Origin of the sequence: uncultured Corynebacterium sp., assembly GCF_947253065.1 — a bacterium.
Taxonomy (GTDB): Bacteria; Actinomycetota; Actinomycetes; order Mycobacteriales; family Mycobacteriaceae; genus Corynebacterium.
The window spans coordinates 23,015-48,899 of sequence record NZ_CAMXWS010000003.1 but is presented as its reverse complement, the minus strand read 5'-3'; the positions used below and the strand labels follow the sequence as shown (position 1 = coordinate 48,899).

General features: G+C 61.2%; 29 protein-coding genes. 10 read left to right on the top strand and 19 right to left on the bottom strand.

Annotated features, from left to right (window positions below; all coding sequences use genetic code 11):
• Window positions 1-60 precede the first annotated feature (60 nt).
• Complete coding sequence (locus Q0X21_RS01575; protein WP_297849941.1) at window positions 61-1,200, top strand: Mrp/NBP35 family ATP-binding protein; 1,140 nt, start codon at window positions 61-63, stop codon at window positions 1,198-1,200.
• Here the strand turns inward: Q0X21_RS01575 and Q0X21_RS01570 are convergent.
• From Q0X21_RS01570 to sigE, 3 genes are read right to left on the bottom strand one after another with little or no spacing between them, the layout of a single operon-like run.
• Window positions 1,197-1,640 (bottom strand): Sec-independent protein translocase TatB, encoded by a 444-nt coding sequence (locus Q0X21_RS01570; protein WP_297849940.1) that lies wholly within the window; start codon window positions 1,638-1,640, stop codon window positions 1,197-1,199. The genes Q0X21_RS01575 and Q0X21_RS01570 overlap by 4 nt on opposite strands.
• 4 nt (window positions 1,641-1,644) lie before the next feature.
• Window positions 1,645-1,968 carry an anti-sigma factor gene (locus Q0X21_RS01565; RefSeq protein ID WP_297849939.1) on the bottom strand — a complete coding sequence of 108 codons (324 nt, stop codon included), beginning with the start codon at window positions 1,966-1,968 and terminating at the stop codon, window positions 1,645-1,647.
• 5 nt (window positions 1,969-1,973) lie between these two features.
• Entirely contained in the window at window positions 1,974-2,639 is a 666-nt protein-coding gene (gene sigE, locus Q0X21_RS01560) for an RNA polymerase sigma factor SigE (protein ID WP_297849938.1), read from the bottom strand.
• Between sigE and Q0X21_RS01555 the strand changes: the two genes are divergently transcribed.
• Complete coding sequence (locus Q0X21_RS01555; protein WP_297849937.1) at window positions 2,624-3,274, top strand: O-methyltransferase; 651 nt, start codon at window positions 2,624-2,626, stop codon at window positions 3,272-3,274. The genes sigE and Q0X21_RS01555 overlap by 16 nt on opposite strands.
• A gap of 96 nt (window positions 3,275-3,370) precedes the next feature.
• Here Q0X21_RS01555 and glgC read toward each other — a convergent pair whose 3' ends face one another.
• Window positions 3,371-4,603 (bottom strand): glucose-1-phosphate adenylyltransferase, encoded by a 1,233-nt coding sequence (gene glgC / locus Q0X21_RS01550; protein WP_297849982.1) that lies wholly within the window; start codon window positions 4,601-4,603, stop codon window positions 3,371-3,373.
• Window positions 4,604-4,690: 87 nt separating this feature from the next.
• Here glgC and glgA point away from each other — a divergent pair, with 87 nt between their 5' ends.
• Window positions 4,691-5,860, top strand: a complete 1,170-nt coding sequence (gene glgA, locus Q0X21_RS01545; protein ID WP_297849936.1) for a glycogen synthase — start codon at window positions 4,691-4,693, stop codon at window positions 5,858-5,860.
• A gap of 16 nt (window positions 5,861-5,876) precedes the next feature.
• The gene (locus tag Q0X21_RS01540; RefSeq protein ID WP_297849935.1) at window positions 5,877-7,268 is read left to right on the top strand and encodes a GH32 C-terminal domain-containing protein; all 1,392 of its coding nucleotides are present in this window, start codon (window positions 5,877-5,879) and stop codon (window positions 7,266-7,268) included.
• A gap of 58 nt (window positions 7,269-7,326) precedes the next feature.
• Here Q0X21_RS01540 and Q0X21_RS01535 read toward each other — a convergent pair whose 3' ends face one another.
• The 7 genes from Q0X21_RS01535 to dapE are packed head-to-tail and all read right to left on the bottom strand — an operon-like array spanning window position 7,327 to window position 12,269.
• Window positions 7,327-8,199, bottom strand: a complete 873-nt coding sequence (locus Q0X21_RS01535) for a methyltransferase domain-containing protein (protein ID WP_297849934.1) — start codon at window positions 8,197-8,199, stop codon at window positions 7,327-7,329.
• A gap of 23 nt (window positions 8,200-8,222) precedes the next feature.
• Window positions 8,223-8,393, bottom strand: coding sequence for a DUF3117 domain-containing protein (locus Q0X21_RS01530; protein WP_259798789.1), 171 nt, complete (start codon window positions 8,391-8,393; stop codon window positions 8,223-8,225).
• The gene (locus tag Q0X21_RS01525) at window positions 8,381-8,728 is read right to left on the bottom strand and encodes a cell division protein DivIVA (protein WP_297849933.1); all 348 of its coding nucleotides are present in this window, start codon (window positions 8,726-8,728) and stop codon (window positions 8,381-8,383) included. Before Q0X21_RS01525 ends, Q0X21_RS01530 begins: the two co-directional genes overlap by 13 nt.
• 9 nt (window positions 8,729-8,737) lie before the next feature.
• On the bottom strand, window positions 8,738-9,481 hold the full coding sequence (locus tag Q0X21_RS01520) for a glucosyl-3-phosphoglycerate synthase (RefSeq protein ID WP_297849932.1): 744 nt from the start codon (window positions 9,479-9,481) through the stop codon (window positions 8,738-8,740).
• Window positions 9,478-10,326, bottom strand: a complete 849-nt coding sequence (gene folP, locus Q0X21_RS01515) for a dihydropteroate synthase (protein WP_297849931.1) — start codon at window positions 10,324-10,326, stop codon at window positions 9,478-9,480. The genes Q0X21_RS01520 and folP overlap by 4 nt, the downstream gene beginning before the upstream one ends.
• Window positions 10,326-11,126 carry a TIGR00730 family Rossman fold protein gene (locus Q0X21_RS01510; RefSeq protein ID WP_297849930.1) on the bottom strand — a complete coding sequence of 267 codons (801 nt, stop codon included), beginning with the start codon at window positions 11,124-11,126 and terminating at the stop codon, window positions 10,326-10,328. The genes folP and Q0X21_RS01510 overlap by 1 nt, the downstream gene beginning before the upstream one ends.
• A 57-nt stretch (window positions 11,127-11,183) precedes the next feature.
• The gene (gene dapE, locus Q0X21_RS01505; RefSeq protein ID WP_297849929.1) at window positions 11,184-12,269 is read right to left on the bottom strand and encodes a succinyl-diaminopimelate desuccinylase; all 1,086 of its coding nucleotides are present in this window, start codon (window positions 12,267-12,269) and stop codon (window positions 11,184-11,186) included.
• Window positions 12,270-12,311: 42 nt separating this feature from the next.
• Here dapE and Q0X21_RS01500 point away from each other — a divergent pair, with 42 nt between their 5' ends.
• From Q0X21_RS01500 to dapD, 3 genes are all read left to right on the top strand, one after another.
• Complete coding sequence (locus Q0X21_RS01500; RefSeq protein WP_297849928.1) at window positions 12,312-13,241, top strand: succinyltransferase; 930 nt, start codon at window positions 12,312-12,314, stop codon at window positions 13,239-13,241.
• 79 nt (window positions 13,242-13,320) lie between these two features.
• A complete protein-coding gene (locus Q0X21_RS01495) occupies window positions 13,321-14,691 on the top strand; it encodes an amino acid permease (protein ID WP_297849927.1) in 1,371 nt (456 codons plus the stop codon).
• A gap of 128 nt (window positions 14,692-14,819) precedes the next feature.
• On the top strand, window positions 14,820-15,785 hold the full coding sequence (dapD, locus tag Q0X21_RS01490) for a 2,3,4,5-tetrahydropyridine-2,6-dicarboxylate N-succinyltransferase (RefSeq protein WP_297849926.1): 966 nt from the start codon (window positions 14,820-14,822) through the stop codon (window positions 15,783-15,785).
• A 49-nt stretch (window positions 15,786-15,834) separates the two neighbouring features.
• Here the strand turns inward: dapD and Q0X21_RS01485 are convergent, their stop codons facing one another.
• The 7 genes from Q0X21_RS01485 to typA all read right to left on the bottom strand — a co-directional run bounded on the left by Q0X21_RS01485 (window position 15,835) and on the right by typA (window position 22,915).
• Window positions 15,835-16,347: a GtrA family protein gene (locus Q0X21_RS01485; RefSeq protein WP_297849981.1), complete on the bottom strand. Its 513-nt coding sequence runs from the start codon at window positions 16,345-16,347 to the stop codon at window positions 15,835-15,837.
• Window positions 16,348-16,520: 173 nt separating this feature from the next.
• Window positions 16,521-17,624: a succinyldiaminopimelate transaminase gene (gene dapC / locus Q0X21_RS01480; protein ID WP_297849925.1), complete on the bottom strand. Its 1,104-nt coding sequence runs from the start codon at window positions 17,622-17,624 to the stop codon at window positions 16,521-16,523.
• Window positions 17,625-17,628: 4 nt separating this feature from the next.
• Window positions 17,629-17,952, bottom strand: coding sequence for a ferredoxin (fdxA, locus tag Q0X21_RS01475; RefSeq protein WP_297849924.1), 324 nt, complete (start codon window positions 17,950-17,952; stop codon window positions 17,629-17,631).
• A 46-nt stretch (window positions 17,953-17,998) separates the two neighbouring features.
• Entirely contained in the window at window positions 17,999-18,298 is a 300-nt protein-coding gene (locus Q0X21_RS01470; protein WP_297849923.1) for a hypothetical protein, read from the bottom strand.
• Window positions 18,299-18,365: 67 nt separating this feature from the next.
• Entirely contained in the window at window positions 18,366-19,271 is a 906-nt protein-coding gene (mshB, locus tag Q0X21_RS01465; RefSeq protein ID WP_297849980.1) for an N-acetyl-1-D-myo-inositol-2-amino-2-deoxy-alpha-D-glucopyranoside deacetylase, read from the bottom strand.
• The gene (locus tag Q0X21_RS01460) at window positions 19,249-20,952 is read right to left on the bottom strand and encodes an ABC transporter family substrate-binding protein (RefSeq protein WP_297849922.1); all 1,704 of its coding nucleotides are present in this window, start codon (window positions 20,950-20,952) and stop codon (window positions 19,249-19,251) included. Before Q0X21_RS01460 ends, mshB begins: the two co-directional genes overlap by 23 nt.
• Window positions 20,953-20,998: 46 nt before the next feature.
• On the bottom strand, window positions 20,999-22,915 hold the full coding sequence (gene typA / locus Q0X21_RS01455) for a translational GTPase TypA (RefSeq protein WP_297849921.1): 1,917 nt from the start codon (window positions 22,913-22,915) through the stop codon (window positions 20,999-21,001).
• Window positions 22,916-23,150: 235 nt separating this feature from the next.
• On the opposite strand from typA, the gene Q0X21_RS01450 reads away from it, so the two are divergent.
• The gene (locus tag Q0X21_RS01450; protein ID WP_297849920.1) at window positions 23,151-23,849 is read left to right on the top strand and encodes a hypothetical protein; all 699 of its coding nucleotides are present in this window, start codon (window positions 23,151-23,153) and stop codon (window positions 23,847-23,849) included.
• 8 nt (window positions 23,850-23,857) lie between these two features.
• A complete protein-coding gene (locus Q0X21_RS01445; RefSeq protein ID WP_297849919.1) occupies window positions 23,858-24,487 on the top strand; it encodes a DUF402 domain-containing protein in 630 nt (209 codons plus the stop codon).
• Here Q0X21_RS01445 and Q0X21_RS01440 read toward each other — a convergent pair.
• Window positions 24,484-24,840, bottom strand: coding sequence for a DUF2218 domain-containing protein (locus tag Q0X21_RS01440; RefSeq protein ID WP_297849918.1), 357 nt, complete (start codon window positions 24,838-24,840; stop codon window positions 24,484-24,486). The two genes, Q0X21_RS01445 and Q0X21_RS01440, sit on opposite strands and share 4 nt — an antisense overlap.
• Window positions 24,841-24,919: 79 nt before the next feature.
• Here Q0X21_RS01440 and Q0X21_RS01435 point away from each other — a divergent pair, with 79 nt between their 5' ends.
• Window positions 24,920-25,837, top strand: a complete 918-nt coding sequence (locus tag Q0X21_RS01435) for a DUF808 domain-containing protein (RefSeq protein ID WP_297849917.1) — start codon at window positions 24,920-24,922, stop codon at window positions 25,835-25,837.
• Window positions 25,838-25,885 lie beyond the last annotated feature (48 nt).

Here is a 25,885-nt window from a genome sequence, read left to right as displayed (position 1 = left end):
CGGCTCAAGTCTAGTGCCGGCTTCGTGCCCGGGCGGGGAAGGCCATATACTTTACGTGCAATGACTGACACATCACCGATTTCAGAAGCAGCTGTCCGCAACGCGCTTGCGCGTGTCGACGATCCGGAGATCGGCAAACCGATCACCGAGCTAGACATGGTCGAGTCCGTGCGTATCGACGGCCGTGATGTCGCCGTCGGCATCTACCTCACCATTGCTGGATGCCCAATGCGCGACACCATCGAGTCCAACGTGCGTGCCGTCGTCGAGGAGCTCGACGGTGTCGGCGAGGTCAGCGTGACCATGCACACCATGAGCGAAGAGCAGCGCCGCAATCTTGCGCAGCGCCTCAAGGGCGATAGGTCTGAACCGGTAATTCCGTTCTCCCAGCCGGGTTCGACCACACGTGTGTACGCCGTGGCATCGGGCAAGGGTGGCGTAGGCAAGTCCTCTATGACGGTGAATTTGGCGACGGCGCTCGCCGAGCAAGGGTTGACCGTGGGCATTCTCGACGCCGATATTTATGGCCACTCCATCCCTGGTCTGATGGGGTCAGAAGGCCAAGGCCCAACGGTCGTGGATGAGATGCTCATGCCACCGATCGCTCACGGCGTCCGCCACATCTCGATTGGCCAGTTCGTCGAAGGCAACGCCCCCGTTGTCTGGCGCGGCCCCATGTTGACCCGCGCAATCCAACAATTTCTTGCCGACGTCTACTGGTCCGAACTCGACGTCCTCTTCATGGACCTCCCGCCAGGAACCGGCGATGTCGCCATCACTGTGGCGCAGCTCGTCCCGGATGCAGAGCTGTTGATCGTGACCACCCCGCAGGCTGCTGCAGCTGAGGTCGCCGAGCGTGCAGGCTCCATCTCCCAACAGACCGGTCAGCGTGTCGCCGGCGTGATTGAGAATATGTCCGCCATGGTCATGCCGGACGGCTCCACAATGGACATCTTCGGCACAGGTGGCGGCGAGAATGTGGCTGAGCGCCTCTCCGCGATCACCGGCACTGATGTCCCCCTGCTGGGCTCCGTCCCGCTCGACCCGCAACTGCGTGTCCAGGGTGACGAGGGCACCCCCATCGCCATCCAAGCCCCCGAGTCCCCCTCTGGGAAGGCCATCGCAGAGATCGCCGGCAAGCTGAAGATTCGCCGCGATTCGCTGGCGGGCAAGAATTTGAACCTCGGTGTGACTCGCTAGGTCACGTCAGTCCAGGAGAACCCGCCGCCGCCAGATTCGGCGGGTGGTTCCGGGTTCATTCCTGGCTGCCTCCGTCGCGGCTTCGAAGGTGGCTGCGTACTCCCCATGCCTGAAGTTGAACCGGACTCAGCGGGATCCTCATCCATCATTTTGCGGGGGTCGAATTGGTCGAGGTAGTCACCGTCTTCGTCGAAAAGCATCTTGGCAATCGCCCGCTTCGGCCCCATCGCCGCATACTCGGTGACGGTGTTCATCGGCTTGCGGAACTCAGCGAATTCCTCGCCGTAAAGCTCTTTCTTCGCATCATTGATAGAGCGACGAGCCGCGAAAATAGCGGCACGCACGTCCATGATCACACCGGGGAGGCGCTCCGGACCAATGATGATCAGGCCCGCGAGAATAATGACGAAGATTTCGCCCCAACCGATTGAGTCAAACACGGTTTCACCTTAGCCCGTTACGCAAACGACTCCACGAAATAGGCCACTTTCCACCCGAATTCTCTGCGGCAACTCGAGTCAGCGGCGCCTGATCGTCCAGGTGCGCCAATTTCTCCACCAGCGACCGTGGTGCGCGCAAGCAACCATCGGTGTTGTGTTCCCGCACGGCCTCAGACGCGGCGCGCTGCTGCGCTACTTCACGACGACAATCCTCACACTGCGCCAGATGATTCTGGGCGCGGTGGTAGGCGGTGGGGGTGAGTTCGTCGTCGATAAGCGCGGCGACAGCTTCGAAATTGAGGTGCTCGATCGAATCAAACTTCGGCACGGCAATCACCTCGCGCGGAGCAGCTCGCGAGCGCTTTCGTTCGTCGCGGCCTGTGCTTCAAGCGATGCGCGCAGCTGGCTGCGGCCGCGGTGAATACGCGAACGCACGGTGCCCATTTTCACACCGAGTATCTTCGCGATCTCCTCGTAGCTCATCCCCACAACATCACACAGCACGACCGACACGCGGAACTCAGGGCTGAGTTCATCGAGCGCTTCCTGCAGCGCCGGATCAAGGTTGACCTCGGAGTACACCTGTTCCGGCGTCGGCGCGGTGCCCGGCACGCGCTCGTAGTCTTCCGGGAGCGCCTCCATGCGGATCTTGCTGCGGTGACGCACCATGTCGAGGAACAAGTTCGTGGTAATGCGGTGCAACCACCCCTCGAAGGTCCCGGGCTTGTACGACTTCAGGTTGCGGAACACGCGCATGAATGTTTCTTGCGTGAGGTCTTCGGCGTCCTGCTGGTTGCCCGACAGGCGGAACGCGAGGCGGTACACACTGTCGGCGTGCTCCTCGACGAGTTCAGCCCAGCTGGGCATGGTGCCGCGTCCTGCGTCGAATGCGGCGGTGCCTGTCAGATCTTCTGGCATGGCTTCTATTCTTGCGTACCGCGCTTCTTCCCGCACGGGCGGGGTCGATTTCGTAGGATGAGCGTGTGAGCGATTCAGCATTTACCTCCCTTAACGAGTACATCACGGCGAAGCAGCAGGACGGCACGCTTATCGACGCCCGCGCCGACGCCTCCGAATACTCCCTCCCCACCCCGAGCGTTGCGGTGGGCAACCTGTTGGGCACCCTCGCTGCCTCCGGGCATGCTGCGGGTGGCGCAACGGGCGCCGTCGCTATCACTCCCGCTGCGGGCGTGGTCGGGCTGCATATTCTCGCGGGTCTGCCGGAGAAGTCCGCGTTGACGTGCATCGACCCGGAGGCAGACCACCAGGCACGTGCAAAGGTGGCATTCCGCGATGCTGGTTATGGTGCTTCGCGCGCACGGTTCCTGCCGTCGCGCCCGCTGGATGTGCTGGGACGTCTGGCCAGCGGGGCGTACCACCTCGTCTATGCCGACGTGGATCCTGTGGACCTGCCGGGCGTCGTCGAGGCTGCCTGGCCTCTGCTCTCCCCCGGCGGCACACTCGTCCTCGCCGGTTCGCTTCTCGACGCCACCATCACCGACCCCACCCGCAAAGACCGCCCCACTCTCGCTGCTCGTGAGGCAGAAGAGCTCATCGACGGTCTGGAAGGTGCAGTAGCCACGCGCCTCCCCCTGGATTCCGGGGTGACTCTGGTGACACGCTTGGCTGAATAGCACTGCGGAGTTCTGCGCAGCTCTGCGCTAGTTTCGTTGCCCGCAGCTCAGTCGAGCTGCGGGTTTTCTATTTCCTCAACTAGTCACTCGAACTAGTCACTCGACGACCTCGGACTTGCCCACCACGACGACGCCTTCCTTCGAGATCGTGAATTCTCGTGCGCGATCAGAGTCCTCGCCAACGCCCACGCTCGCTCCGTCTGAGACGTAGACATTCTTGTCCAGAATGGCGTGGCGTACGACAGCCCCCTTGCCGACCCGGACCCCCGGCATGAGCACCGAAGATTCGACGATCGCGCCTTCTTCAACGCGGACGTCGGTGGACAGCACCGAATTACTCACCGTTGAACCCGAAATGATGGAGCCCGGCGCGATGATCGACTCCTGCGCCACACCACCTGAGACGAATTTCGCCGGCGGGAGGTTCTCGTCCTCCGTGGAGTGGATCGGCCACGACTTGTTGTATAGGTTGAAAATCGGGTGGATCGAGATCAGATCCATGTGGGCCTCGTAGAAAGAGTCGATGGTGCCCACGTCGCGCCAGTACGCCTTATCGCGCTCGGTCGCGCCAGGCACCTGATTGGCGGTGAAGTCATAGACGTTGGCTTCGCCCTTGCCCACGAAGTACGGAATGATGTCGCCGCCCATGTCGTGTTCGGAGGATTCGTTCTCGTTGTCGAGACGGAGTGCGTCGATAAGCGCTTCTGTTGAGAAGCAGTAGTTGCCCATGGACGCGAAAGTCATGTTCGGGTCGTCGGGGGTGCCGGGCGGATCGGCTGGTTTTTCCAGGAATTCCGTAATACTTCCGTCATCATCCGCCTGGATGCAACCAAATGCGGAGGCTTCGCTGCGAGGCACGCGGATACCCGCGACGGTGCACTCCTTGCCCGAGGCAATGTGGTTTTCCACCATCTGCGACGGGTCCATGCGGTAAACGTGGTCCGCGCCGAAGACGAGCACGTAGTCCGGCTGCTCGTCAAAGATGAGGTTCAGCGACTGCAGCAGCGCGTCTGCGGAGCCTTGGTACCAGCGCTTACCCAGGCGCTGCTGCGCCGGGACGGAGGCGATGTACTGGTGCATCGGACCGGAGAAATTCCAGGCAGTAGCCACGTGGCGGTCGAGCGAGTGGGACTTGTACTGCGTCAGCACGGCGATGCGGTTATAGCCGGCGTTGACGAGGTTGGACAGGACGAAGTCGATGAGTCGGTAATTCCCGCCAAATGGCACGGCGGGTTTAGCGCGGTCGAGGGTTAGCGGGAAGAGGCGCTTTCCTTCTCCGCCGGCAAGGACAATGGCGAGGACATTCGGCTGGTTGTTCACGCTTTCCAGCCTAGGTAAGTCGCACAGAAACTGCAGTGCGCTTGGAAAAATTCATGCGCCTGCACGCGTGTTCAAACATAACTAGGCTCGAGGACTATGAGAGTCGGAATGATGACCCGCGAATATCCTCCCGAAATTTATGGTGGCGCGGGTGTCCACGTCACCGAGTTGACGCGCTTCATGCGCAAGCTTGATGGCGTCGAGGTAGACGTCCACTGCATGGGTCAACCGCGCGATGAGCAGGATGTTTATGTTCACGGCGTTGACCCAGAGCTGGAAGATGCCAACGGTGCGCTAAAGACAATGTCGACGGGTCTGCGGATGGCACATGCTGCGAACAACGTGGACATCGTCCACTCGCACACGTGGTACTCGGGGCTGGGTGGCCACCTCGCGGGTCTACTGCACGGTATCCCCCATGTGGTCACCGCACACTCGCTGGAGCCTGACCGCCCGTGGAAACGGGAGCAGCTTGGTGGCGGCTACGACGTCTCCTCGTGGTCGGAGAAGAATGCGATGGAAAACGCAGACGCGGTCATCGGTGTTTCTTCAGGCATGAAGGACGCGATTTTGCGCGCCTACCCGCGTATCGACGAATCCCGCGTCCACGTCGTCCTCAACGGCATCGACACAGCCGTGTGGTACCCCACTGACAACGCCCAAGACAACGTCGTAGAACGCCTCGGTGTTGACCCGACCCGCCCAATCGTGGCCTTCGTCGGCCGTATCACCCGCCAAAAGGGTGTTGCTCACCTGGTGAAGGCCGCCCAGGATTTCGACCCGGATATCCAGCTTGTCTTGTGCGCCGGTGCGCCGGATACGAAGGAGATCGCGGAGGAGACGGAGGGGCTCGTCGATAAGCTGCGTGAAATGCGTGACGGCGTGTACTGGGTGACGGACATGCTGCCCAAGGAAGATATCCGCGATATTTATTCCGCCGCCGACATCTTTGTGTGCCCGTCGGTGTACGAACCGCTGGGCATCGTGAACCTGGAAGCGATGGCATGTAATACTGCCGTGGTTGCATCTGACGTAGGTGGAATTCCCGAGGTTGTCGTCGACGGTGAGACCGGTACCCTGGTCCACTACGACGCGGAAGACACACAGGCCTTCGAAAAAGACCTCGCCGCCGCCGTCAATGCACTCGCCCAGGACGCGGAAACCAGCAAACGATTCGCAGCAGCTGGCCTGACCCGCGTGAAGAAGGAATTCACCTGGGACAAAATCGCCCAAGAAACCGTCGACGTGTACAAGTCGCTTCTGTAACCCGGAGGACGAAACTGTGAGCAATTTGAGACCCGAACTCCATGTCACCGCTGATAAAGGCATCCTCGATGCCGCGGCAGGCATGCTCCGCGACGGAGATGATTGGCACATCTTCTACCAGTACGAACCCACCGCAGACGCACCTTCACGCTGGGCACACCAGTTCTCCGAAGGCAATCCTTTTGAGTTCTACGAGTGCAACGACGTCATCGCGCCAGTCGGGGGTGAAACGCGTGTGCTCGCCGGCTCTGTCGTCTCCTCAGCGGAGGGCACGGACCTGTATTTCACGTCTGTCACCAACGCTGGAACAACGATTCAAGCCGCGCGTATCGACGAAATCGAGACGCTTAGCGACGAAGTAGACGAAGCCGGCGACATCGACCCCGGCGTGCGCCGCCTCGGCCCCCTGGTGAAGGACTCCGGGCGTTTCACCCGCTTCCGCTCCCCCTGCGTTGTCCCTGACTGGAAGGAAGTCGACGACCGTGACCGCGGCCAGTCCGGCTGGATCATGCTGGCGAGCAGTGGACCGTCCGAAAAGCCGATGCCGATGGTGCTCGACTCTTCTGACGGCACCACCTGGACACTGCTCGGCCCGTTGAAGTTCAACGGCGAAACAGGTCTGCAGGAGGACGATGTGACGGTCGCCCCGCGCATTATTCGCCTGCGCGACGAGGAAGACGGCGAGATTTACGACGTTCTCTTCCTCACCATCGAGCAGGAATCGGGTGATCTTTCGGGTTACCTCGTGGGCACGCTCGACGAGACGGAATTCACTGTGAAAACGCCGTTCACGCGCCTTGACTATGGCCACGATTTCACCCGCCCCCGCAGCACGAATGTTGTCCGCGGTACGCAGACGGACGACGAGCGTTATGCCGAAGCACGCATCTTCGGTCTGCTCGCTGAGTCCGGCCGTGGTGGTAATCCAACTGCTCAGCCGACGTGGGAGACCGAAGGCTGGGCGAATGCGCTCTCGTTGCCGCGCGTGGTCACCCTCGCTGGGGGCGCACTGTTCCAAACACCTGCACAGGGCCTCCCGGATGCAGTCAGCTCCACTGAGCGTGCCAAGTTGTGGACTGGTCTGTGCGAGATCCCGGTTGGATCGTCTGTGACTGTTGACGTGTTGGACACCAAGGGCGACGTCACCGCGACGATCACGCACTCGGGCGACACGATCACACTCGACCGTCTCGACGGATCCCCCACCACCGCCCCGCTTTCCGACGATGACGAGGACCACATCTCCGTCCTCGTCGACGGCTCCGCTATCGAAGTTTTCGCTGGCGGCGGTGCAGTGACGATGGCTAGTCGCTTCTGGCCTGAAAACGGTGTCGGTGAACTTCGCGTCACCACCGATGGAGACGCGGAAATCCTGAACCAGTGGAGTCGTCCGCACACGGCTCTGTAAACAACGAAAGCACCTGCGCTGCCAATCAGCAGTGCGGATGCTTTGGCTATCTGGAGGCTTAAGCCTTCTTCATGCGGGTGAGCTGAGCTCGTGCCGTGACCGTCATGGTCTCTGGCAGAGCTGCAACGCGCTCAGCGAGGACCTCCGGGTCGAGGTGACGCGCCGAAGGACTCATTCCCACCTGCGCTGCGATGGACTCGCGGTCCAGGTTCATCGGGAACTCAATCAGCTCCGGCTCACCGACCGGAGTCAGGTGTCCGGCTGCTTGCTCGAGCATCCGCTCAAGCTTGCCTTCCTCAACGCCCAGGATGCCGAGTGGCTCGCGCAGTTCGTCAAGGTGGCCGGTTTGGGGGGTGAGAATGAGGACCTCGCCGTCATCGACAAGCACGCGTGCGAATTCCTCCGGGTTGCGCGGCGCGAAAATCACGGTGATCACGTCGATCGACTGATCACGCACCGGCAGACCATCCCACACATCAGCGACAACGGCACCGATATTGCGGTGTGCCTTCGCCAGGTGCTTCGCGGCAGGAACAGCGATGTCCACACCCACGCCGCGGGAATTCTCCACGGCATCAAGGGTGTGGGACAAGTAGTAGCCAGTTCCGGCACCGACTTCGAGGATGGTGGGAGGGGTCGCGGCGACGTCGTCAAGCGGGAGACCTTCGAGGGCGTCGAGGACGCGTTCCGTGATCGTTTCCACGAACGGCGCGAAGTGGCCACGCGACAAAAATGCCTCGCGGGAAGCCACCATTTCAGCGCTGTCACCCTTGTGGGCGATGCCTGCGCCGGACGCCAACGTGACATAGCCTTGCTTGGCCACGTCATAGGAATGTCCGGACTCAGAGACCAAGCGGCTGAAATCGTCCGCGCCGGTCAGGGCGCTTCCGTCGACGGGGTCCGCCAGCACATCAACAATGTCTTTGAGCATGGCGCGTTATGTTACCTGCAGTTCTACTCAGCTGCGACATCGGTGAGGAGCTGGCCGAGCTCGGCTGCTTCCTCGTTGTTCAGCTCCACCACGAGACGTCCGCCGCCATCGGATGGGATGCGCATCACGATCTTACGGCTTTCCTCGACGACTTCCATCGGACCGTTGCCGGTACGCGGCTTCATTGCTGCCATGTGGTGTTACTCCTTGGCTCTTCGGTTATCTCTTTCCCTCCGGCAGGCGCGGTGGCCGTCGGCGGGAACTCTTCTCCAATATTACGCTTTTGTTTGCCGAGCAGGTGCTCAAGGAGTGCGTCGACTTGGTCTTGGCGGTAGCCACGTGGCACGACTTCGAGGGCAATGTCGTTGTAACGGCCCTCGTCAACGGCGGTGCGGTTCGCGGCGATGACGTCGTGGGGTTCGTCCAGTGGTGGGATGGCTTCCCCGCGTCCGACGAAGGAGGCGGTGACCCACGCGCCGAAGATTGCGATCGCGGCGATGACGAGAATGAGGATGAGCCAAGACAGCATGAGCTGATGCTACCGCAGTTGCGCCCACGGGCTGCGTTGTGGAATGTCGAGCACACCAGCGCGGGCGAGGATGGTGCGGGCGACGGTTTCAGACATCTCAGTCAGTTCGGTCAGGGGCCGGTTGCGGTGGGCTTTGTGCCCGAGGTCAACTTGGGTGATGGAGTGGGGGCCGTGGAGGGTTGCGACGTCGATAAGCAGGCCCGCTTCAACCCCGTAACCTGCGACGAATGGCACTTCGAGCGCGGTTTCGCGGCGGATCGCGTACTCGCCGGCGAGCGGTTGATCGAGCTCCGGGATGTGCGGAAAGAGCAGGCGCAACAGTGGTTTTGCGGTCAGCTCCGTGACGCGCCCACCGCCGCTCGGGGCACCGTCGAGCGCGCGGGAATAGGAGGCTTTCACAAGCTGCACTCGCTTATCGACGAACTCCCCCACCAACCCATTCACCCACGCCGGCTGCACCGTGGTCACGTCTGCGTCGAGAAAAACAACAATGTCTCCTCGGGCCGCGCGGACTCCACGCCAGAGTGCTTCGCCCTTGCCGGGTTGGACAGGAATCTCGGGGGCAATGTCGCGCCAATTGAGCACAGTCGCCCCGGCTGCTGCTGCGTTGGCTGCGGTGGCATCGGTGGAATCGGAGTCGACGACGATGACTTCGTTTGCGCAGGATGCGAAAGCTGCTCGCACGACATTTGTGACCGTGGTCTCCTCATTGAGCGCGGGAATGACCACCGACACACTCGGATTGGCCGTCATGCGAGCCCTCGGATCGTGTCGAGGGGTGCCGCCGTGCCTTGAATGGCTGCGATCGTGCGGATGACATCAAGCGTTTCGGCGACTTCATGGACGCGGAAAGCTGCCACCCCGCGAGCGGTGCACCATGCGGTTGCTGCGAGCGTTCCTGCGACGCGTTCGCCCACGCCGCGGCCGGTGGTTTCTCCGATGAAGTCCTTGTTGGACAAGGCCATGAGGACGGGCCAGCCAGTTGCGACGACTTCGTCGATACGCCGCAGGATCTCAAGTCCGTGGAAGGTGTTCTTGCCAAAGTCATGAGTCGGGTCGATGAAGACCTTTTCTTCCGGCACTCCACATGCGACAGCACGCTCAGCAAGAGCAGTCGTTTCGCGAATGACGTCTACAACGACGTCGTCGTAGTGGACACGGTGCGGGCGCGTGCGTGGTGTCGCACCACCGGTGTGTGAGCACACGTAGCCAGCCTTATGGGCACCAGCGACCTCGACCAGTTCCGGTTCGTATCCCGCCCAGGTGTCGTTGATCAGCGTGGCTCCTGCACGCGCAGCTGCATCAGCTACTTCTGGGCGCCACGTGTCCACAGAGATATCGACGCCCTCTGGAAGCCCCTCACGCACAGCAGCGATGAAAGGCACGACGCGGTCGATCTCTTCGGCAGCGTCTACTTCATCACCGGGGCCAGCTTTCACTCCCCCGATGTCCACGATCGTTGCACCTGCCTCAACCACGTCACGGCACCGCTGCACAGCAGCATCGAAAGCGAAGGTCGCGCCCTTGTCATAGAACGAATCAGGGGTGCGGTTAATGATCGCCATGACACGAGGCAGACCGTTTACAGCTGTGCTCATTAACGCTCGTATTTGTGCAGGTTGCGTGGGTCGGCCATCTTGTGGTGGGCGTTGACGATGTACTCGACAGCTTCCTCAACCGAATCAGTGACCAGGAAGAGCTGGTCATCGCCTTCGGAGATGAGGCCGCGTGCGAGCTGCTGGTTGCGAATCCAATCAACGAGGCCGGACCAGAACTCGGTGCCCAACAGCACCATCGGGAAGTTCGTCACCTTGCCTGTTTGGATCATGCAGAGGACTTCGAAGACCTCATCCATCGTGCCGAATCCACCGGGCAGCGAGATGAACCCTTGCGAGTACTTCAAAAACATCGTTTTGCGGGCGAAGAAGTATCGGAAATTCAGGCCCAGGTCGACCCATGGGTTGAGACCTTGTTCAAACGGCAGCTCAATGCCAAGACCGACAGACATGCCACCCGCCTCGTATGCCCCACGGTTCGGTCCTTCCATCAGACCAGGGCCACCACCAGTGATGACGGCATATCCTGCCTCCACGAGAGCTTTGCCAACCTGGCGAGCCTGCTCGTATTCCGGAGTGCCCTCCCCCAGACGGGCCGAACCGAACACAGTCACTGCCCAGCCCAAGTCGTGCAAGGCATCAAAACCGGAAACGAATTCACTGGTGATGCGCATGACGCGCCATGGGTCAGCGTGCTTCCAGTCGTGATCTGCTCGTCCCATCTGCAGCAAACGCTGGTCGTAGGTGGAAGCGGGCCCAGTGTCGCCGCCCTTGTGGCGCCGCAGGATCGGACCGCTGAGCGTGCGGTCCCGGTCCGGGCGCGGAGTGATGTGTGGAGCCACGGAAATCACGCCTTCTCTTCAGAGTGGTTCAAATGTGCTGCGGGCTGCAGAAACCTGCTAGGCCTTAGCGCCGGACAGGTACGCCATCAACGTGTCGGCGACGGTGCGGATCTGGTCGATCGGGCACTGTTCGTCGATCTTGTGGGCGAACCCGGGGTCGCCGGCGCCGAAGTTCACAGCCGGAACTCCGAGCGTAGAGAACCTGGACACATCCGTCCATCCGAACTTCGCACGGTATTTCCCACCGACAGCAGCAAGGAGTCCCTGGGCGGCCGGGGCGTCGAGGCCGGGGAGGGCGCCGGGGACGGCGTCGTCGTAAAGCAATTCGAGGCCTTCTTCGAGCGCGAGGGTCTCTTCGAGGTGTTGCTTTGCTTCTTCCAAGCTGCGGTCGGGGGCGAAGCGGAAGTTGATGGTCAACGTGGCTTCGTCGGGAAGCGTGTTAGTAGCCACCCCGCCGGACAGGCCGACGACGTTGAGGCCTTCGCGGTACTCGCAGCCGGCGATGGTGACGGTGCGTGGCTCGTACGCGGCGACGCGGCCGAGCACTCCCGCGAGATCGTGCGCCGCGTTGTGCCCGAGCCACGCGCGTGCCGAATGTGCTCGCGTGCCGTGCGCAACCACCTTGACGCGGATGCTGCCCTGGCAGCCCGCCTCGATAATCGCGCCCGAAGGTTCGCCGAGCAGCGCCAGCGAGCCCTCCAGCAGCTCCGGTGCGTCGCGTTCAAGGTGTGCCAGCCCGTTGTACGTTGCGGCAACCTCCTCCGCCTCGTAGCAGATGAGCGTGAGGTCAAAGGCCAGGTCGTCAGAGTTGCACAGCGTGGCAAATGCGTGGAGGTAGCATGCCATGCCGGACTTCATGTCTACCGATCCGCAGCCCCACAGGATGTCGCCTTCGACGTGGTGCGGCACATTGTCGGCGATGGGCACGGTATCAATGTGGCCAGCGAGCACGATGCGATCAGCAAAGCCGCGGTGGGTGCGCGCAACAACGGTGTTGCCGCGGCGGATCACCTCGATACCGTCGAGCGCTTGCAGTGCTGCTTCGATCGCGTCTGCGATCTCCTTCTCCTCGTGGGAGGGAGATGGGATGTCAATCAGAGCTTTTGTCAGCTCCACCGGGTCAGCAAAAAGGTCCAGATTCACGGGGGCGATCCTACCTGCCGGGCGGGCACGTAGGATACAACCATGCCTTTTGGAGCACGCGCGACAGGGATCGCACACATCGCCGCTGACGGAACAGTTCTGGATAGTTGGTTCCCCACCGTCCAGCTTGTCGACGACGCCACCCACCCCCACACCCGCCGCGTCAGCGCCAATGACCTCTCGCCCAGGCTGTTGAACTTGGTCGGCATGGACCGTGACCGCCATGTGGAAGTGGTGCCGGTGCGTACTGAGATCGCTGATCTTTCGGCTCCTGCCGTCGATGCGCATGATGTGTATTTGCGCCTGCACTTGCTCTCCCACCGGAAGGTGAAGCCGCTGGAGATCAACATGACGGATGTGCTTGAGCATCTCGTGCCCGTAGCGTGGACGAATAAGGGGCCGTGCCTGCCTGATGATTTTGAGTACGTGCGCACCAATTTGCGCGCCCGCGGAAATATCCACGTCTATGGCATTGAGCGTCTCCCCCGCATGGTGGACTACGTGGTGCCCACGGGCATCAGCATCGCAGAAGCTGAGCGCGTGCGGCTCGGCGCTTACCTCGCGGAAGGCACGAGTGTGTACCGCGAAGGTGCTGTCTCCTTTAACTCCGGAACGCTTGGCCCCGCGCGTGTGGAAGGCCGTTTGTTCTCTTCTTGCGTGATCGGTGCCGGCAGCGATATCGGCCTGTCTTCCTTTGTGATGTCCGAACGCACCGACGGCCACAACCGCACCCCCATCCGCATCGGCGAGGACTGCATCATTCGACCATCCGCCGGGCTGATCGATCTGAATATGGGTGACCGCTGCGAACTCGGTGCCGGCGTGATCCTGGAGCCTGGCACGATCGTCTACGACACCCGCAGCCCGGGCGAGAAAACCTATGTCCCAGCTCACACCATTACTGAGCAGTCAGATTGGTCGATCACGCACGAGCCTCACAGTGCCACACCGGTCGTGCGGCAACGCATGTAGCGAGCTTGTATCCACAGCGCGGGTGTATATAATTCACCCCCAATTATCGGTGAGTGCCCAGTGTTTCTACACTTGACTCATGTCGAACACCCTCAATAGCGGTTTGCAAACCCGCCACCTGACCATGATGGGACTGGGCTCAGCCATCGGCGCTGGCCTCTTCCTCGGAACCGGCGTGGGCATCCAGGCCGCGGGCCCGGCCGTCCTCATCGCCTATATCTTCGCCGGAGCTGTCACGGTCTGCATTATGCAGATGCTGGCAGAGATGGTCGCAGCGCGGCCATCGTCGGGAAGCTTTGCTACGTATTCGGACCAAGCGTTCGGTGCGTGGGCGGGCTTCTCTGTCGGCTGGGCGTACTGGTTCATGCAGGTGCTCATCATCGGTGTGGAAATCACTGGTGCTTCAGCGATTATCAGTGGCTGGTTCGGGATTGCCCCCTGGATCCCGGCGCTGATTGCGGTGGTGTTCTTCGCCGCCATCAACCTGGTTGCTGTACGTGGCTTTGGCGAATTCGAGTTCTGGTTCGCGCTAATCAAGGTCGCTGCGATCATCACATTCCTCGTCATGGGCGTGCTCATGGTCATCGGCCTGTTCCCGGGCATGGACGCAGTGGGCACGAGCAATATCGAGGGTGTTGGCTTCATGCCGAATGGCATCGGTGGTATTGCCACCGCAATGCTCGCCGTGGCATTCGCTTTCGGCGGCATCGAGCTGGTCACCATCGCTGCAGCTGAGTCGGAGGACCCGAAGGAAGCCGTCGGCGCCGCCATTCGTTCCGCGATCTGGCGTATCGCTGTGTTCTACATCGGCTCTGTTCTGCTGATCATTCTGCTGCTCCCCTACGACCAGATTGCGGGCGCTGAATCGGCTGCGGAATCCCCGTTCACCTTGGTCCTGGACCGCGCGAATATTTCTGGTGCTGCGACGATCATGGAGGTCGTCATCGCTCTCGCACTGCTGTCGGCTTGTAATGCGCAGCTCTACGGCAACTCGCGTCTGCTGTACTCCATGGCACGCGGACACGATGCTCCAAAGTACTTTGCACAGACCAATGATTCCGGTGTTCCGGTGCGTGCTGTGCTCGTGTCGATCTTCTTCGGTTTTGTCTCCGTGGGTCTCCAATGGTGGAACCCGCCGGGGCTGCTCACCTTCCTGCTCAACGCCGTGGGTGGCATCTTGATCATGATTTGGACGATGATCATCCTCTCCTACATTCGCCTGCACCCGCAGCTTGTGGCGAAGGGAGAGATCACCGAAGTGCGCATGTGGGGTTATCCGTGGCTCGCATGGGCCACCCTGGCAGTACTCGGCGGCTTCGTTTTGCTCATGCTTTTCGACGCCGGTGGCCGCACCGAGCTCATCTCCGCCATCATCGTGGTGTCGACGATTGTGATCATCAGTCTCATCGTTCACCGCGGCAAGGCAACGGAACCGGCCGAGATGGCTTAACCACCTCGCGTGTGGAGCCCCCACACATAACTGAAGATCTTCTAAACTATGCACGGCTGGCGCATTGCGTTGGCCGTGCAATTTCATACCCAGAATTTGTAACCTGACGAGAAAGACTGATTGCTACTATGACCACCGCATTCGCACGGGGCTTGGCCACTGTCACGCACGACGGAACTGTCCTTGATGTTTGGTATCCGGCTCCGAAGCTCGGTGAGTCGGTGGCGTCGACAGGCACTACTCGCTTGGAGGAGACCCCGCAGCAGTTCGCGAAGCTCGCTGGCCCGGATGAGGACCGCGGTGTGGCACGCGTGCCGGTGGCGACGTCGATTGCTGATATCTCCGCCGCCCCGATCGATGCGTACGACGCGTACCTGCGTCTGCACCTGCTCTCCCACCGTCTTGTGAAACCGCACGAGGCGAATCTTGATGGCCTGTTCGGCCTGCTGGCGAATGTGGTGTGGACGAACTACGGTCCGTGCGCTGTCGCTGATTTCCAGGTTGTGCGTGGCCGTCTGTCCGCGCGTGGCCCGGTCGTGGTGTTCTCCGTGGACAAGTTCCCGCGCATGGTCGATTATGTCGTTCCGTCTGGTGTGCGCATCGGTGATGCGGACCGCGTGCGCCTGGGCGCTCACCTGGCTGAGGGCACCACGGTGATGCACGAGGGCTTCGTCAACTTCAACGCGGGCACGCTCGGCGCGTCCATGGTTGAGGGCCGCATTTCCGCGGGCGTCGTCGTGGGCGACGGCACCGATATCGGCGGCGGTGCATCCATCATGGGCACCCTCTCGGGTGGCGGCAAGGAAACCATCAAGATCGGTGAGCGCTGCCTGCTCGGCGCCAACGCAGGCATCGGTATTTCGCTTGGCGACGACTGCACCGTCGAAGCCGGCCTCTACGTCACCGCCGGCACCAAGGTCGTTCTGACCGCTGCGATCGCTGAGGCCGTGGGTAAGTCTGAGGGCGACTCTGTGAAGGCTGTTGAGCTTTCCGGTGCCAGCGGCATCCTGTTCCGCCGTAACTCCGTTACCGGCGCTGTGGAAGCCACCAAGGCAAAGGGCGTGGAGCTCAACGCGGAGCTGCACAAGAACTAATTCTTTTCCACTCCCCCGCGGCGCCGCGGCCTAGGGCAGGAAACTGCTGCTAGGACCGCGGCTTTTTCGGGCGACTGAACGTCCAAAGCTTGTTGATGATGAAGTTGACGGGCATGGCCACCAGCGTCGATATGCCAGCTGCCCAGTAGAACTTGGTGCGAAGTCCGGTGGAGTCGTCGAAGATGTCGTCGGGAAGCGCGACGGGCGTCGTCGGATTCATCAGCAACGTCGCGACGATCTGGCTGACAACGAACGCGACAATGCCCGTGGCGAGGAACGGGAAGTACCCGCGCAGCCACGACCGCTTCGGCACGTTGCGGAAGGTCCACGACCGATTGAGCTGGTAATTCCACGTGTTCGCGGTGATGAACGCGATGGTCATGATCACGTGGTACCAGCGGACATTCCAGCGAGTGCCGAACAGGTTGAAGAAGACTTCATTTTCGTGGATGTTCCAGCCGAGCTCGAGTGCCTTCGTCACGAGGTAGACAACCGCGAGGTTGACCAGCACTCCGGAACCGCCGACGATGCCGAATTTGATGAATTCGCGGGCACCGTTCATCACGCGCAAGGCGGTGCTGCCTCTCTTTTGCTGCGCAGGTGGCGCCGAGCGGGCGACATCGGACGCCGCGTCTTCAGCTATATCGTGTTGGGTCACCCCAGCCGCCTTCCTTCCTGAACTTGTGACAGTGTAGTCCCGCGAGGGCGGCGAAATGAAAACGTTATGCGCGTGTGCTATTCGACGATGCGGCGTGCGGCCTTAGCGATATTCTCATCCGTCGCAGTCAGTGCGATGCGGACGTGAGATGCGCCTGCCGGGCCGTAGAAATCGCCGGGTGCACCGAGGATGCCGCGCTCGGCGAACCAGTTAAGGATCGCGCGTGAATCCATGCCGTCGCGGCGAACCCAGAGGTACAGGCCAGCGTCAGAGTCATCGACGGTGAAGCCTGCTTCAGGCAGGGCCTTGAGCAGCTCGAGGCGGCGCATGGCGTAGTCCGAGCGTTGCATTTCCTCGTGCAGGTCGCTCTCCAATGCCGCGACCATGGCGTGCTGGATCGGGCCGGGAACGATCAAGCCAGCGTGCTTGCGCACCTCGAGGAGTTCTTGGACGAGAGCTTCGTCGCCGGAGATCATGCCGCAGCGGTAGGACGCCAGATTCGAGGTCTTAGACAGGGAGTGCAGCGCCAGAAGGCCGGTGTTATCACCGTCGGTGACGGACGGGTGCAGCACAGAGACAGGTTCAGTGGCCCACCCGAGGTAGAGGTAGCACTCGTCGGAGGCGATGATCGCGCCAGTTTCGCGCGCGAAGGCGACCCAGGAGCGCAGCAGCTCAACGGAGGCCACAGCGCCAGTCGGGTTCGACGGGGAGTTGAGGAAAATCAGGGCGGCATCGCGGGGGGCTTGCGCCGGGTCGTCGCAACGCACGACATCGCAGCCAGCCATGAGTGCGCTGACCTCGTAGGTGGGGTACGCGACTTCCGGGATGACGACGGTCTGGCCACGCAGACCCAGCAACGTCGGCAGCCACGCGATGGCTTCTTTGAGCCCGATGGTCGGCAACACAGCGCGCTCGTTCAGTCCGGCGATGCCGAAGCGGCGCTCCAACGCCGAGACGATCGCGGCGCGCAAGGCAGGCGTGCCCATCGTCTGCGGGTAGCCGGGCTCGGCGGAATTCTCCGCGAGCGCGAGCTGGATCGCAGGCGGCACATCATCGACCGGCCCGCCGACGGACAGGTCCACCAGCCCATCTGGGTGGGATGCTGCCTTCGCCTTGACGTCGGCGATGGTGTCCCATGGAAAATCCGGCAGTACCTGACTGAGCGAGCGGCGAGACCCCATCTGTCTACTCCTGGTTCATCGGTGGCAATGCAGCCACGAATGGGTGGTCGAAATCGTATGGGCCTTCTGCGGCAGCACCGCCCGGGGAGCCGATTTCATCGAAGAAGGCGACGTTCGCGTCGTAGTAGTCATTCCACTCTTCGGGCAGGTCGTCTTCGTAGAAGATTGCCTCGACCGGGCATGCGGGCTCGCAGGCGCCGCAGTCCACGCATTCGTCGGGGTGGATATAAAGCATGCGCTTGCCTTCGTAGATGCAGTCGACCGGGCACTCTTCAACACAAGCGCGGTCCAGTAGGTCGACACAAGGCTCAGCGATGATGTAGGTCATGGGCTGTTGTCACTCCTCGTCTGACGAAAATTCTCACAACAGTATGTCACTTCCGCATCGCAATGGGCCACACGGCCCCAGCTACGGCGGCGGCGAGCAGCAGAGCGCAGCGAATCTTATTTTCGGCGACGATCGTTGCAGTGACTTCCGGACCGACCGCGAGCATGATGAATGCGCAGATCCACGCCCAAAGTGGAATAAGCGCCAGCCATGTGCGTCCGCGCACCCAGAGCAGCGCGGTGCGGGTGAAGACAACCCCAAGGCCCGCTGCGGCAAGAATCGAAACTACGCCGTAGAGCGTGCTTATCGACGCCACCTCCACCAGCCCTGACAGCCCAGCCCCCACTGAGAGCCAGGCTAAACCTGAGCGGGCTTCCCCACGGGTGAAGTCTGTCCGGACAGCGGGCTGCATATTAGAAGTCCAGGCCGCTGGTGATATCTGCGCCGTGCTCAAGAGGCATGCCAGCGCCAAGTAGGTAGTGCTCGCGACGAATGATCGGTTGGGCGATCAGGTTGGACAATGCATAGGTGGTCACTGGGCCGCGAGCGATGGCGGCGTGGGGGTTGGTGAGGGTGACGGAGGCGTCGGCAAGCCAAATCTGCGTGGCGTGAGCTTTCATGGCTTCGGCTTTGGCAGCGTAGACAACATCATCCATCTCAACCCACGTGTCGGTGGTGTCGACAGCGTCGAGCTCGCCCGGCGCGGGGCGGGTCCATCCTTCGGGGATGTCTTCCGCGAAATTGGCCTCGAGTTCTTCACGCAGGCGCGCTGCCCAGAGGATGCGTGGGATCTCGACCTGTTGTGCTGCGAGGTGCGTGATTTCGTGAGCACGAATGTGGTCAGGGTGGCCGTAACCACCGTTTTCGTCATAGGTGAGCACGAGGTGTGGTGCTTCGCGTTCGAAGATGTCTACGAGGTCGTTGACGGCTTGCTGGCCGGAGTTGACGAAGGCGCGAGGGTTGCGGCTTGCAGGTGATCCCGCCATGCCGGAGTCCCGGTAACGGCCAGCACCGCCAAGGAATGCGCCGCGGACGCCGAGGATCTCCAATGCACGGGAGAGCTCATGGATGCGGAAGCCACCGAGTTGGTCAGCGGCATCGTTGACGAGGCCTTGGTAGGTCTCCCCGATCACTTCGCCTTCCTCGCCAAGTGTGCAGGTGACAACGAGGACGTCGGCGCCACGTCGCGCGAGGTGTGCGAGAGCACCGCCGGTGGAAATGGACTCGTCATCCGGGTGCGCGTGCACTGCTACGACGCGCAGACCAACGAGATCACGCGGGCCTTTCACTGCGCGCTTAGCCGGCTCGGAGCTCGGCATCGGAATCAGGTTCGGGATCGGGCTCGCTGCGTTCATCTATGGATTCACCTTCCGTATTGACTGGTTCCGCTAGCTTCCACTGGGCTGCTCCTGCCACCCCACTGCCCCACTCATCGAGCTGTGCGGCGGGTCCTTCTATGCCATTGCCTAAGACCATGATGCGACGCTCGGACAATAAAGGCACCCAGACAGCTTCGCGTCGCAAGGTGTCAGAAACGACATCGCTGGCGCGGTCTGCAGGAATCTCTCCGGACAGGATGTCGCCGGAAAGCATGCGTGTCGACGCCAAACACAACCCACTCAAATTCCCCGAGACGTATTCAACGTCCGCTGGTGGGCACTGCACCTTGCTAGCCCACACCCCGGGACCACCGTCGAGCGACCATGCGACCGTTGCATCGACAGTGCCGGCGCGCAGGCGCTGTGCAGTCTCGGTGGCATCCGCTGCGACCGCTTCTGCTGACACCCCGGCGCGTACGAGAACATCGACCAGTGCTCGAGCTGCTGGCATAGCTTGATCATCGCGGGGATCAGCAGCAATCCGCAATGGACGGGACTTCCCTGCTGCAGCGCGCAGAGCATCAGGCTCACGCTCGACCTGACGGGTGGGTTCTGCCTCTGCCAGATCGCGGGTGCGACCGGCGGCGATGCGGGCGATGAGTGGGACGTCGATTAGCGATGCGAGTTCCGTACGCACATCGCGCGACTGAAGAATCGGCGAATCAACCGACAAGGTGAGGCCGAGCTCACGCGGACCTTCCTCGAGCCGGACCTGCGCATCTGGGATTAGCGAATATGTATCCCACGAGGTCTCCCCCGGTACATGATCGACGAAAGCGAGCTGCCCTGAGCGCAACCGATCAGCTGTCAGATCCGTGGACCGCACGAAATTGAGCGTGAGCAGATCAATGCCTGCCGGGTTCGCCCCCCAGAACCTGTCATTTCGGTTCAGGTCGATCGTGCCTGCGCCACGGTCGACATTGTCCACCATGTAGCGGCCTGCCGACGCTGGGATCGTGTCACGCAACGCCGTGGCAAAGTCCTCTGCACGCGAGTCGAGCAAATGCGAAGGCAGGAGGTAATTGAAAAGGTCGGGCCAGGTATCCACCTGTTCGTCGAAAAGCACATCCACGGTCTTGCCGCCACCGCCGGTGACCTGCACATCCCGAATCGCGCGGTACCCAGCCGGGGCGACTGCGCCGGGCGTGGAGGTGATTCCGCGCCACAGGTACACGAAATCCGCGCCCGTGATCGGGCTGCCGTCTGACCACTGCGCAGCAGGGTTGATCACATACCGCACTGTCATTGCAGGCGCGTCTGGCACCTCGTTGTCTTCAGCATCGAGCACCTCGGCTGATTCCAACAAGTCGGTATTGAGCTTGCCGGCGTGAAATGCGCTCGGCAGCGTCAACTCAGCAACATCACGCACCGTGGAATTCTCATCAGCCACAAGGTGCGGGTTGAGACCATTGCGCAGTGGCTGGATGCCCACATTCGCTTGAGAGCGTGTCGCGGGCTGCTCCGTCGTGCTGGTCGTCTCCGTTGTTTCCTGTTCTTCTTCCTCAACGATTGGCGGCGGGCCAGGTTGCGCGGAACACGACACCAAAGACGACAGCACCCCCAGAGCAAGAACCGGGGCGAGAATCCTCGCCGTAGTAGTTCTGCAACTGGGGGTGCGCATGAGGGTCAATGCTACTGCATCTCGGCGACCCTCCCGCTATTTACCGCTACTTGTTCATCTGCTTAGCGCGGGAACGAGCACGACCACGCTCGGTGGCATTCAGGATGACCTTGCGCACGCGCATGACGTCCGGGGTGACCTCAACGCATTCGTCGTCATCACAGAATTCGATGGCCTCATCGAGTGACAGAGACTTCGCCTTCGCCAAGGTGACCGTAGTGTCCGCCGAAGCAGCACGCATATTGGTCAGCTTCTTCTCCTTAGTGATGTTGACGTCCATGTCCTCATCACGGTTATTCGCACCAACGACCATGCCCTCGTAGGTCTCAGCGCCGGGTTCCACGAAGAAGTTGCCGCGGTCAGCGAGCTGCATCAGCGCGTACGAGGTGACCTGGCCGGAACGGTCAGCGACAAGCGAGCCCGTCGGACGACCCTTGATCTCACCCGCCCACGGGCGGTGCTCGATGGAGTACGAGTTAGCAATACCAGCACCATGAGTCTCAGTAAGGAAGGTCGTGCGGAAGCCGATGAGGCCACGGGACGGAACATCAAATTCCATGCGCACCCAGTCGCCGGAGCCTGCATTGCCCATCGCGGTCATCTGCCCCTTGCGGCTGGCCATCAGCTGGGTGACAGCGCCCTGGTACTCAGACGGAGTGTCAATGACCATGTGGTCGTACGGCTCGTGGATCTTGCCGTCGATCTCCTTAGTAACAACCTGCGGCTTGCCCACGGTCAGCTCAAAGCCTTCACGACGCATCGTTTCAATCAGGACGGTCAGCGCCATCTCGCCACGGCCCTGAACCTCCCAAGCATCCGGACGTTCGGTCGGCAGCACCTTGATGGAGACATTACCGATCAGCTCCTGATCCAGACGCGCCTTGACCATGCGGGCAGTGAGCTTGTCGCCACCACCACGACCAGCCATCGGAGAGGTGTTCACACCGATGGTCATGGAGATCGCCGGGTCATCAATCTTGATGCGCGGGCGCGGCTCGACATTCTCCGGATCACAAAGGGTGTCACCGATCATGATCTCGTCGATACCGGAGACAGCAGCGATATCGCCTGCTACGACTTCGCCCTGCGCCGGAACGCGCTCGAGCCCCTCGGTGACCAGCAGCTCAGCGATCTTGACGTTCTTGACGTGCTGCTCGCCTTCCGCGTCGTAGTGCACCCAAGCGACCTGGTCGCCCTTCTTTACCGAGCCGCGGTGCACACGAACAAGCGCGATACGACCGAGGAAGGAAGAGGAGTCCAAGTTGGTGACCTGGGCCTGGAAAGGTGCGTCGATATCTGCGGACGGCTCTGGGAGGACGTCGTAGATGACGTCGAAGAGCGGCTGAAGATCATCGTTGTCCGGCAGCTCGCCGTTGCCAGGGTTGTTGAACGAAGCGCGGCCAGCACGACCGGAGGCGTAGAGCACCGGCAGCTCAAGCAGGTTCTCAGCCGCTTCGGCAGCTTCCGGATCCTCAAGGCCGGCGCCGAGCTCGAGGAGCAGGTCCTGGGCTTCTTCTACGACTTCGTCGATACGCGCGTCCGGACGGTCGGTCTTGTTCACGCAGATGATCACAGGCTTCTTCGCCTCGAGCGCCTTGCCCAGCACGAAGCGGGTCTGCGGAAGGGGGCCTTCGGAGGCGTCGATAAGCAGGACAACGCCGTCGACCATGGAAAGGCCGCGCTCGACCTCTCCGCCGAAGTCCGCGTGGCCCGGGGTGTCAATGACGTTGATCACCAGGTCGCGGCCATCTTTGCCGAGGCCTTTACGACGAATGGACGTGTTCTTCGCCAAAATCGTGATGCCACGTTCGGATTCGAGATCACCGGAATCCATGACGCGGTCTGCAACCTCGCCGTGATCGCCGAACGCGCCGGACTGCTCCAGCATGCCGTTGACGAGAGTGGTCTTGCCATGGTCGACGTGGGCGACGATGGCGACGTTACGGAACTCAGGGTGCGACACTTCTTCGTCTGCTCCTTTGAATAGGCGTACTGCTTTATGGCAGTTGAACGGTTAAACCCTACTCCCATAGGGCCTTACGTGCGATATCAAAACTACATGGACTTTCCGTCCAGTTAAGACCCTTGACACCAAAGAAAAATCAAGAAACTGATGCGATTGATGTTGCGGAAGTCATATATGTGACTACAGTTGCTAAAGTTGTAACGTTATTTTCCCTCAGCTAAGGATAGTTTCGTTGAAGATAGCAACCGCTGCACGCACGCTTGCTTTGTCTGTCGCCCTCACCGCTGGCACGATTCTCGGACCCAGTGCCATCTCCCCTGCACAGGCAGCGCCGACCCCATCTTCACTGTCCTCCCTACCCTCTCAGGTCGTGGACCCGCTCGGCCGCCCAACCCCGCAGGTGCAACGCGCCGTCAAGGACTTCGCCAATCATCCCGGCGTGCCCGCTCCGGTGCGCGATGCCCTGCTAAACGGCCTGGCCTTCGCCGCTGGAACCGGCGAGCCAGGTGGCCCGGGACTCCCCCAAAACGGCCCAGCTTTCCGCCAAGGATTCTGGCCGACAGTCTCTCCCAACTGCATGGGCGCAGGCATGCACTCCACCGGATCTTTCCTTGCCGTGCCCGGTCCTGCCCGCATTCCAGTGCCAGCACCGAAGGCTGGACAGACCACTTTTGTATTCACAGCTTTGGGTACAAAACCTGCATCCGCCCAGCAAGGAGCGATGCGTGTCCACTGGATCAACCTGTCCAATCTTCGCAGTGGTGTAACGCCGCTTCATAACAAAGGGATAAACCCAACAGGACCGGCAACGCTCTCCAACGTGGCCAATACGGGCTCCGGCACGGTATTGGCGGTTGTCTCTGGAGCTGTCAATACCGGCGGCCGCAGCTGCGGTTTCGCCCCGACGGCACTGAGCGTGACGGTGAAGTAGATAAGCCCATGAATGCGCATAAAGACGAACGGCAGGTGAAGGACATGACAGCAGCCACGGTAGGCAGCGGCAACAGCGCCTATAAAGCCAACAGCGAATTCGCGCCTGACCTTCACCCAGTCAAGCAGGAAACCTTTGACACGACATCAAAGATCAACACCGACCCGAAGGGGTACCTGCGTGATGTGGATACCTTCCGGGTCACAGACTTCGGCCTTTACATGGCACGCGGCGCGAATCACCCGAAATTCGGCTACCTGGAAAGCTGGCTGCTGCCCAAGCTGAATCTGCGTGCCAATATCTTCCACTTCCGCGAAGGCGTCGAGGTGGAGCAGGACTACTACTTTGATATCGCTGATATCGATGTCGAGGGCGAAGTCTGGCGCACACGCGACTTGTACGTCGACCTCGTGGCCGTTCGGGGAGAGGCAGTCGATGTTCTCGATATCGACGAACTGGCTGCAGCCACCTCAGCTGGTTTCATCACGGCTGAAGAAGCCGAGCGCGCGATTGATGCAACGCTCAATGCTGTTGAAGGCATTACTCGCCACGATGATGATGCGATGGAATGGCTCCGCGCGCAGGGCATCGACCTGACATGGGCAGATGAGGTAGAACTCACCCCTGCTGCAATTTAAGCGCTGGTAAACCGCACCAAGCCCTTATCACCACGGGCGAATTCGACAACCACGTCTTCATCTTGAGCTAGATGAATCAACTGTGAGGCCATCTGACGTTCCGCGTTTTCCACGGCGGGCTCTGGACCTTCAACGCTCAGCATGAGCACGCCCTCAGTGGCGATCACATCGCATGTCGCCGAATCACATGACTCATTCTGCGAGTCCTCGGCGGAAAAAGTGAAAGACCCTTTGGCAGTCTCGGGGTCCCATGTGGCGTCGATAAGCTGCTCAAAGTGATGAGCCAACAGCTTGCCGTAACGTGCTGGGCTGCCCAGGCGCACGCGCGCGGTCGAGGTCACGGTTTCTGACATGGATCACACCCTACCCAAAGCTGCTCCGCACATTAAGATTTGTTGATCGAACGCACTTCCCCAACAGAAAGGCCCGCACATGGCTGGCGGTCTCCTTGCACTGCTTGACGACGTTGCCCTCATCGCCAAAACTGCTGCCTCCAGCATGGACGATGTGGCCACAATGACCGCGAAAACCTCGACCAAGGCCGCAGGTGTTGTCATCGACGACGCGGCGGTGACCCCGCAGTATGTCACGGGAGTGACCCCGGCACGCGAACTGCCGATCATTTGGAAGATCACCAAAGGCTCGCTGCGCAATAAGCTGCTGATCATCCTTCCGATCGCGCTTTTGCTCAATGCGGTCGCGCCCTGGGCGCTGGTGCCGATCCTCATGATCGGTGGCACTTACCTGTGCTTCGAGGGTGCGGAAAAGATCGCCGATAAATTCCTCCACAACGAGGAGGAGCAACAGGACCGCGCGGTGAACCGCAGTCCTGAAAGCGAAGACACACTGGTCAAACGCGCTGTGACGACCGACCTGATTCTTTCTGCTGAGATCATGATCATCTCCCTCGATGAGGTTGCTGACCAGCCCTTCATGATGGAATTCATGGTGCTCGTCGCAGTGGCACTATTCATCACCGCGGCTGTGTACGGCGCCGTCGCGTTGCTGGTGAAGGTGGACGATATCGGCCTGGGCATGATCGAACGCGATAATGCTCCAGGCGTCGGCCGTGCTCTTGTGAAGGGCATGCCGTACGTGCTCAAGGCGATCGGCATCATCGGCACTGTTGCCATGCTGTGGGTCGGTGGCCACTTGATCATTCGTGGTCTGGGCGAAGTCTTCGGTTGGCACTGGCCCCACGACGTGCTTGCCCAAGCCTCTGAATCTGTCGGCGGCGGCATGCTCGGCTGGTTGGTGGATACCGCTGGGTCCACCGTTGTTGGCTTGATCGTCGGCTTCCTCGTCTTCGGCATCGTGGAGATCGTCAGCAAGCCCCTCAAGAAGGACTAGAGCGTCCGCTTTCCACGCACCCACGAGTGGCGCGCCCAAGTTCTGCCA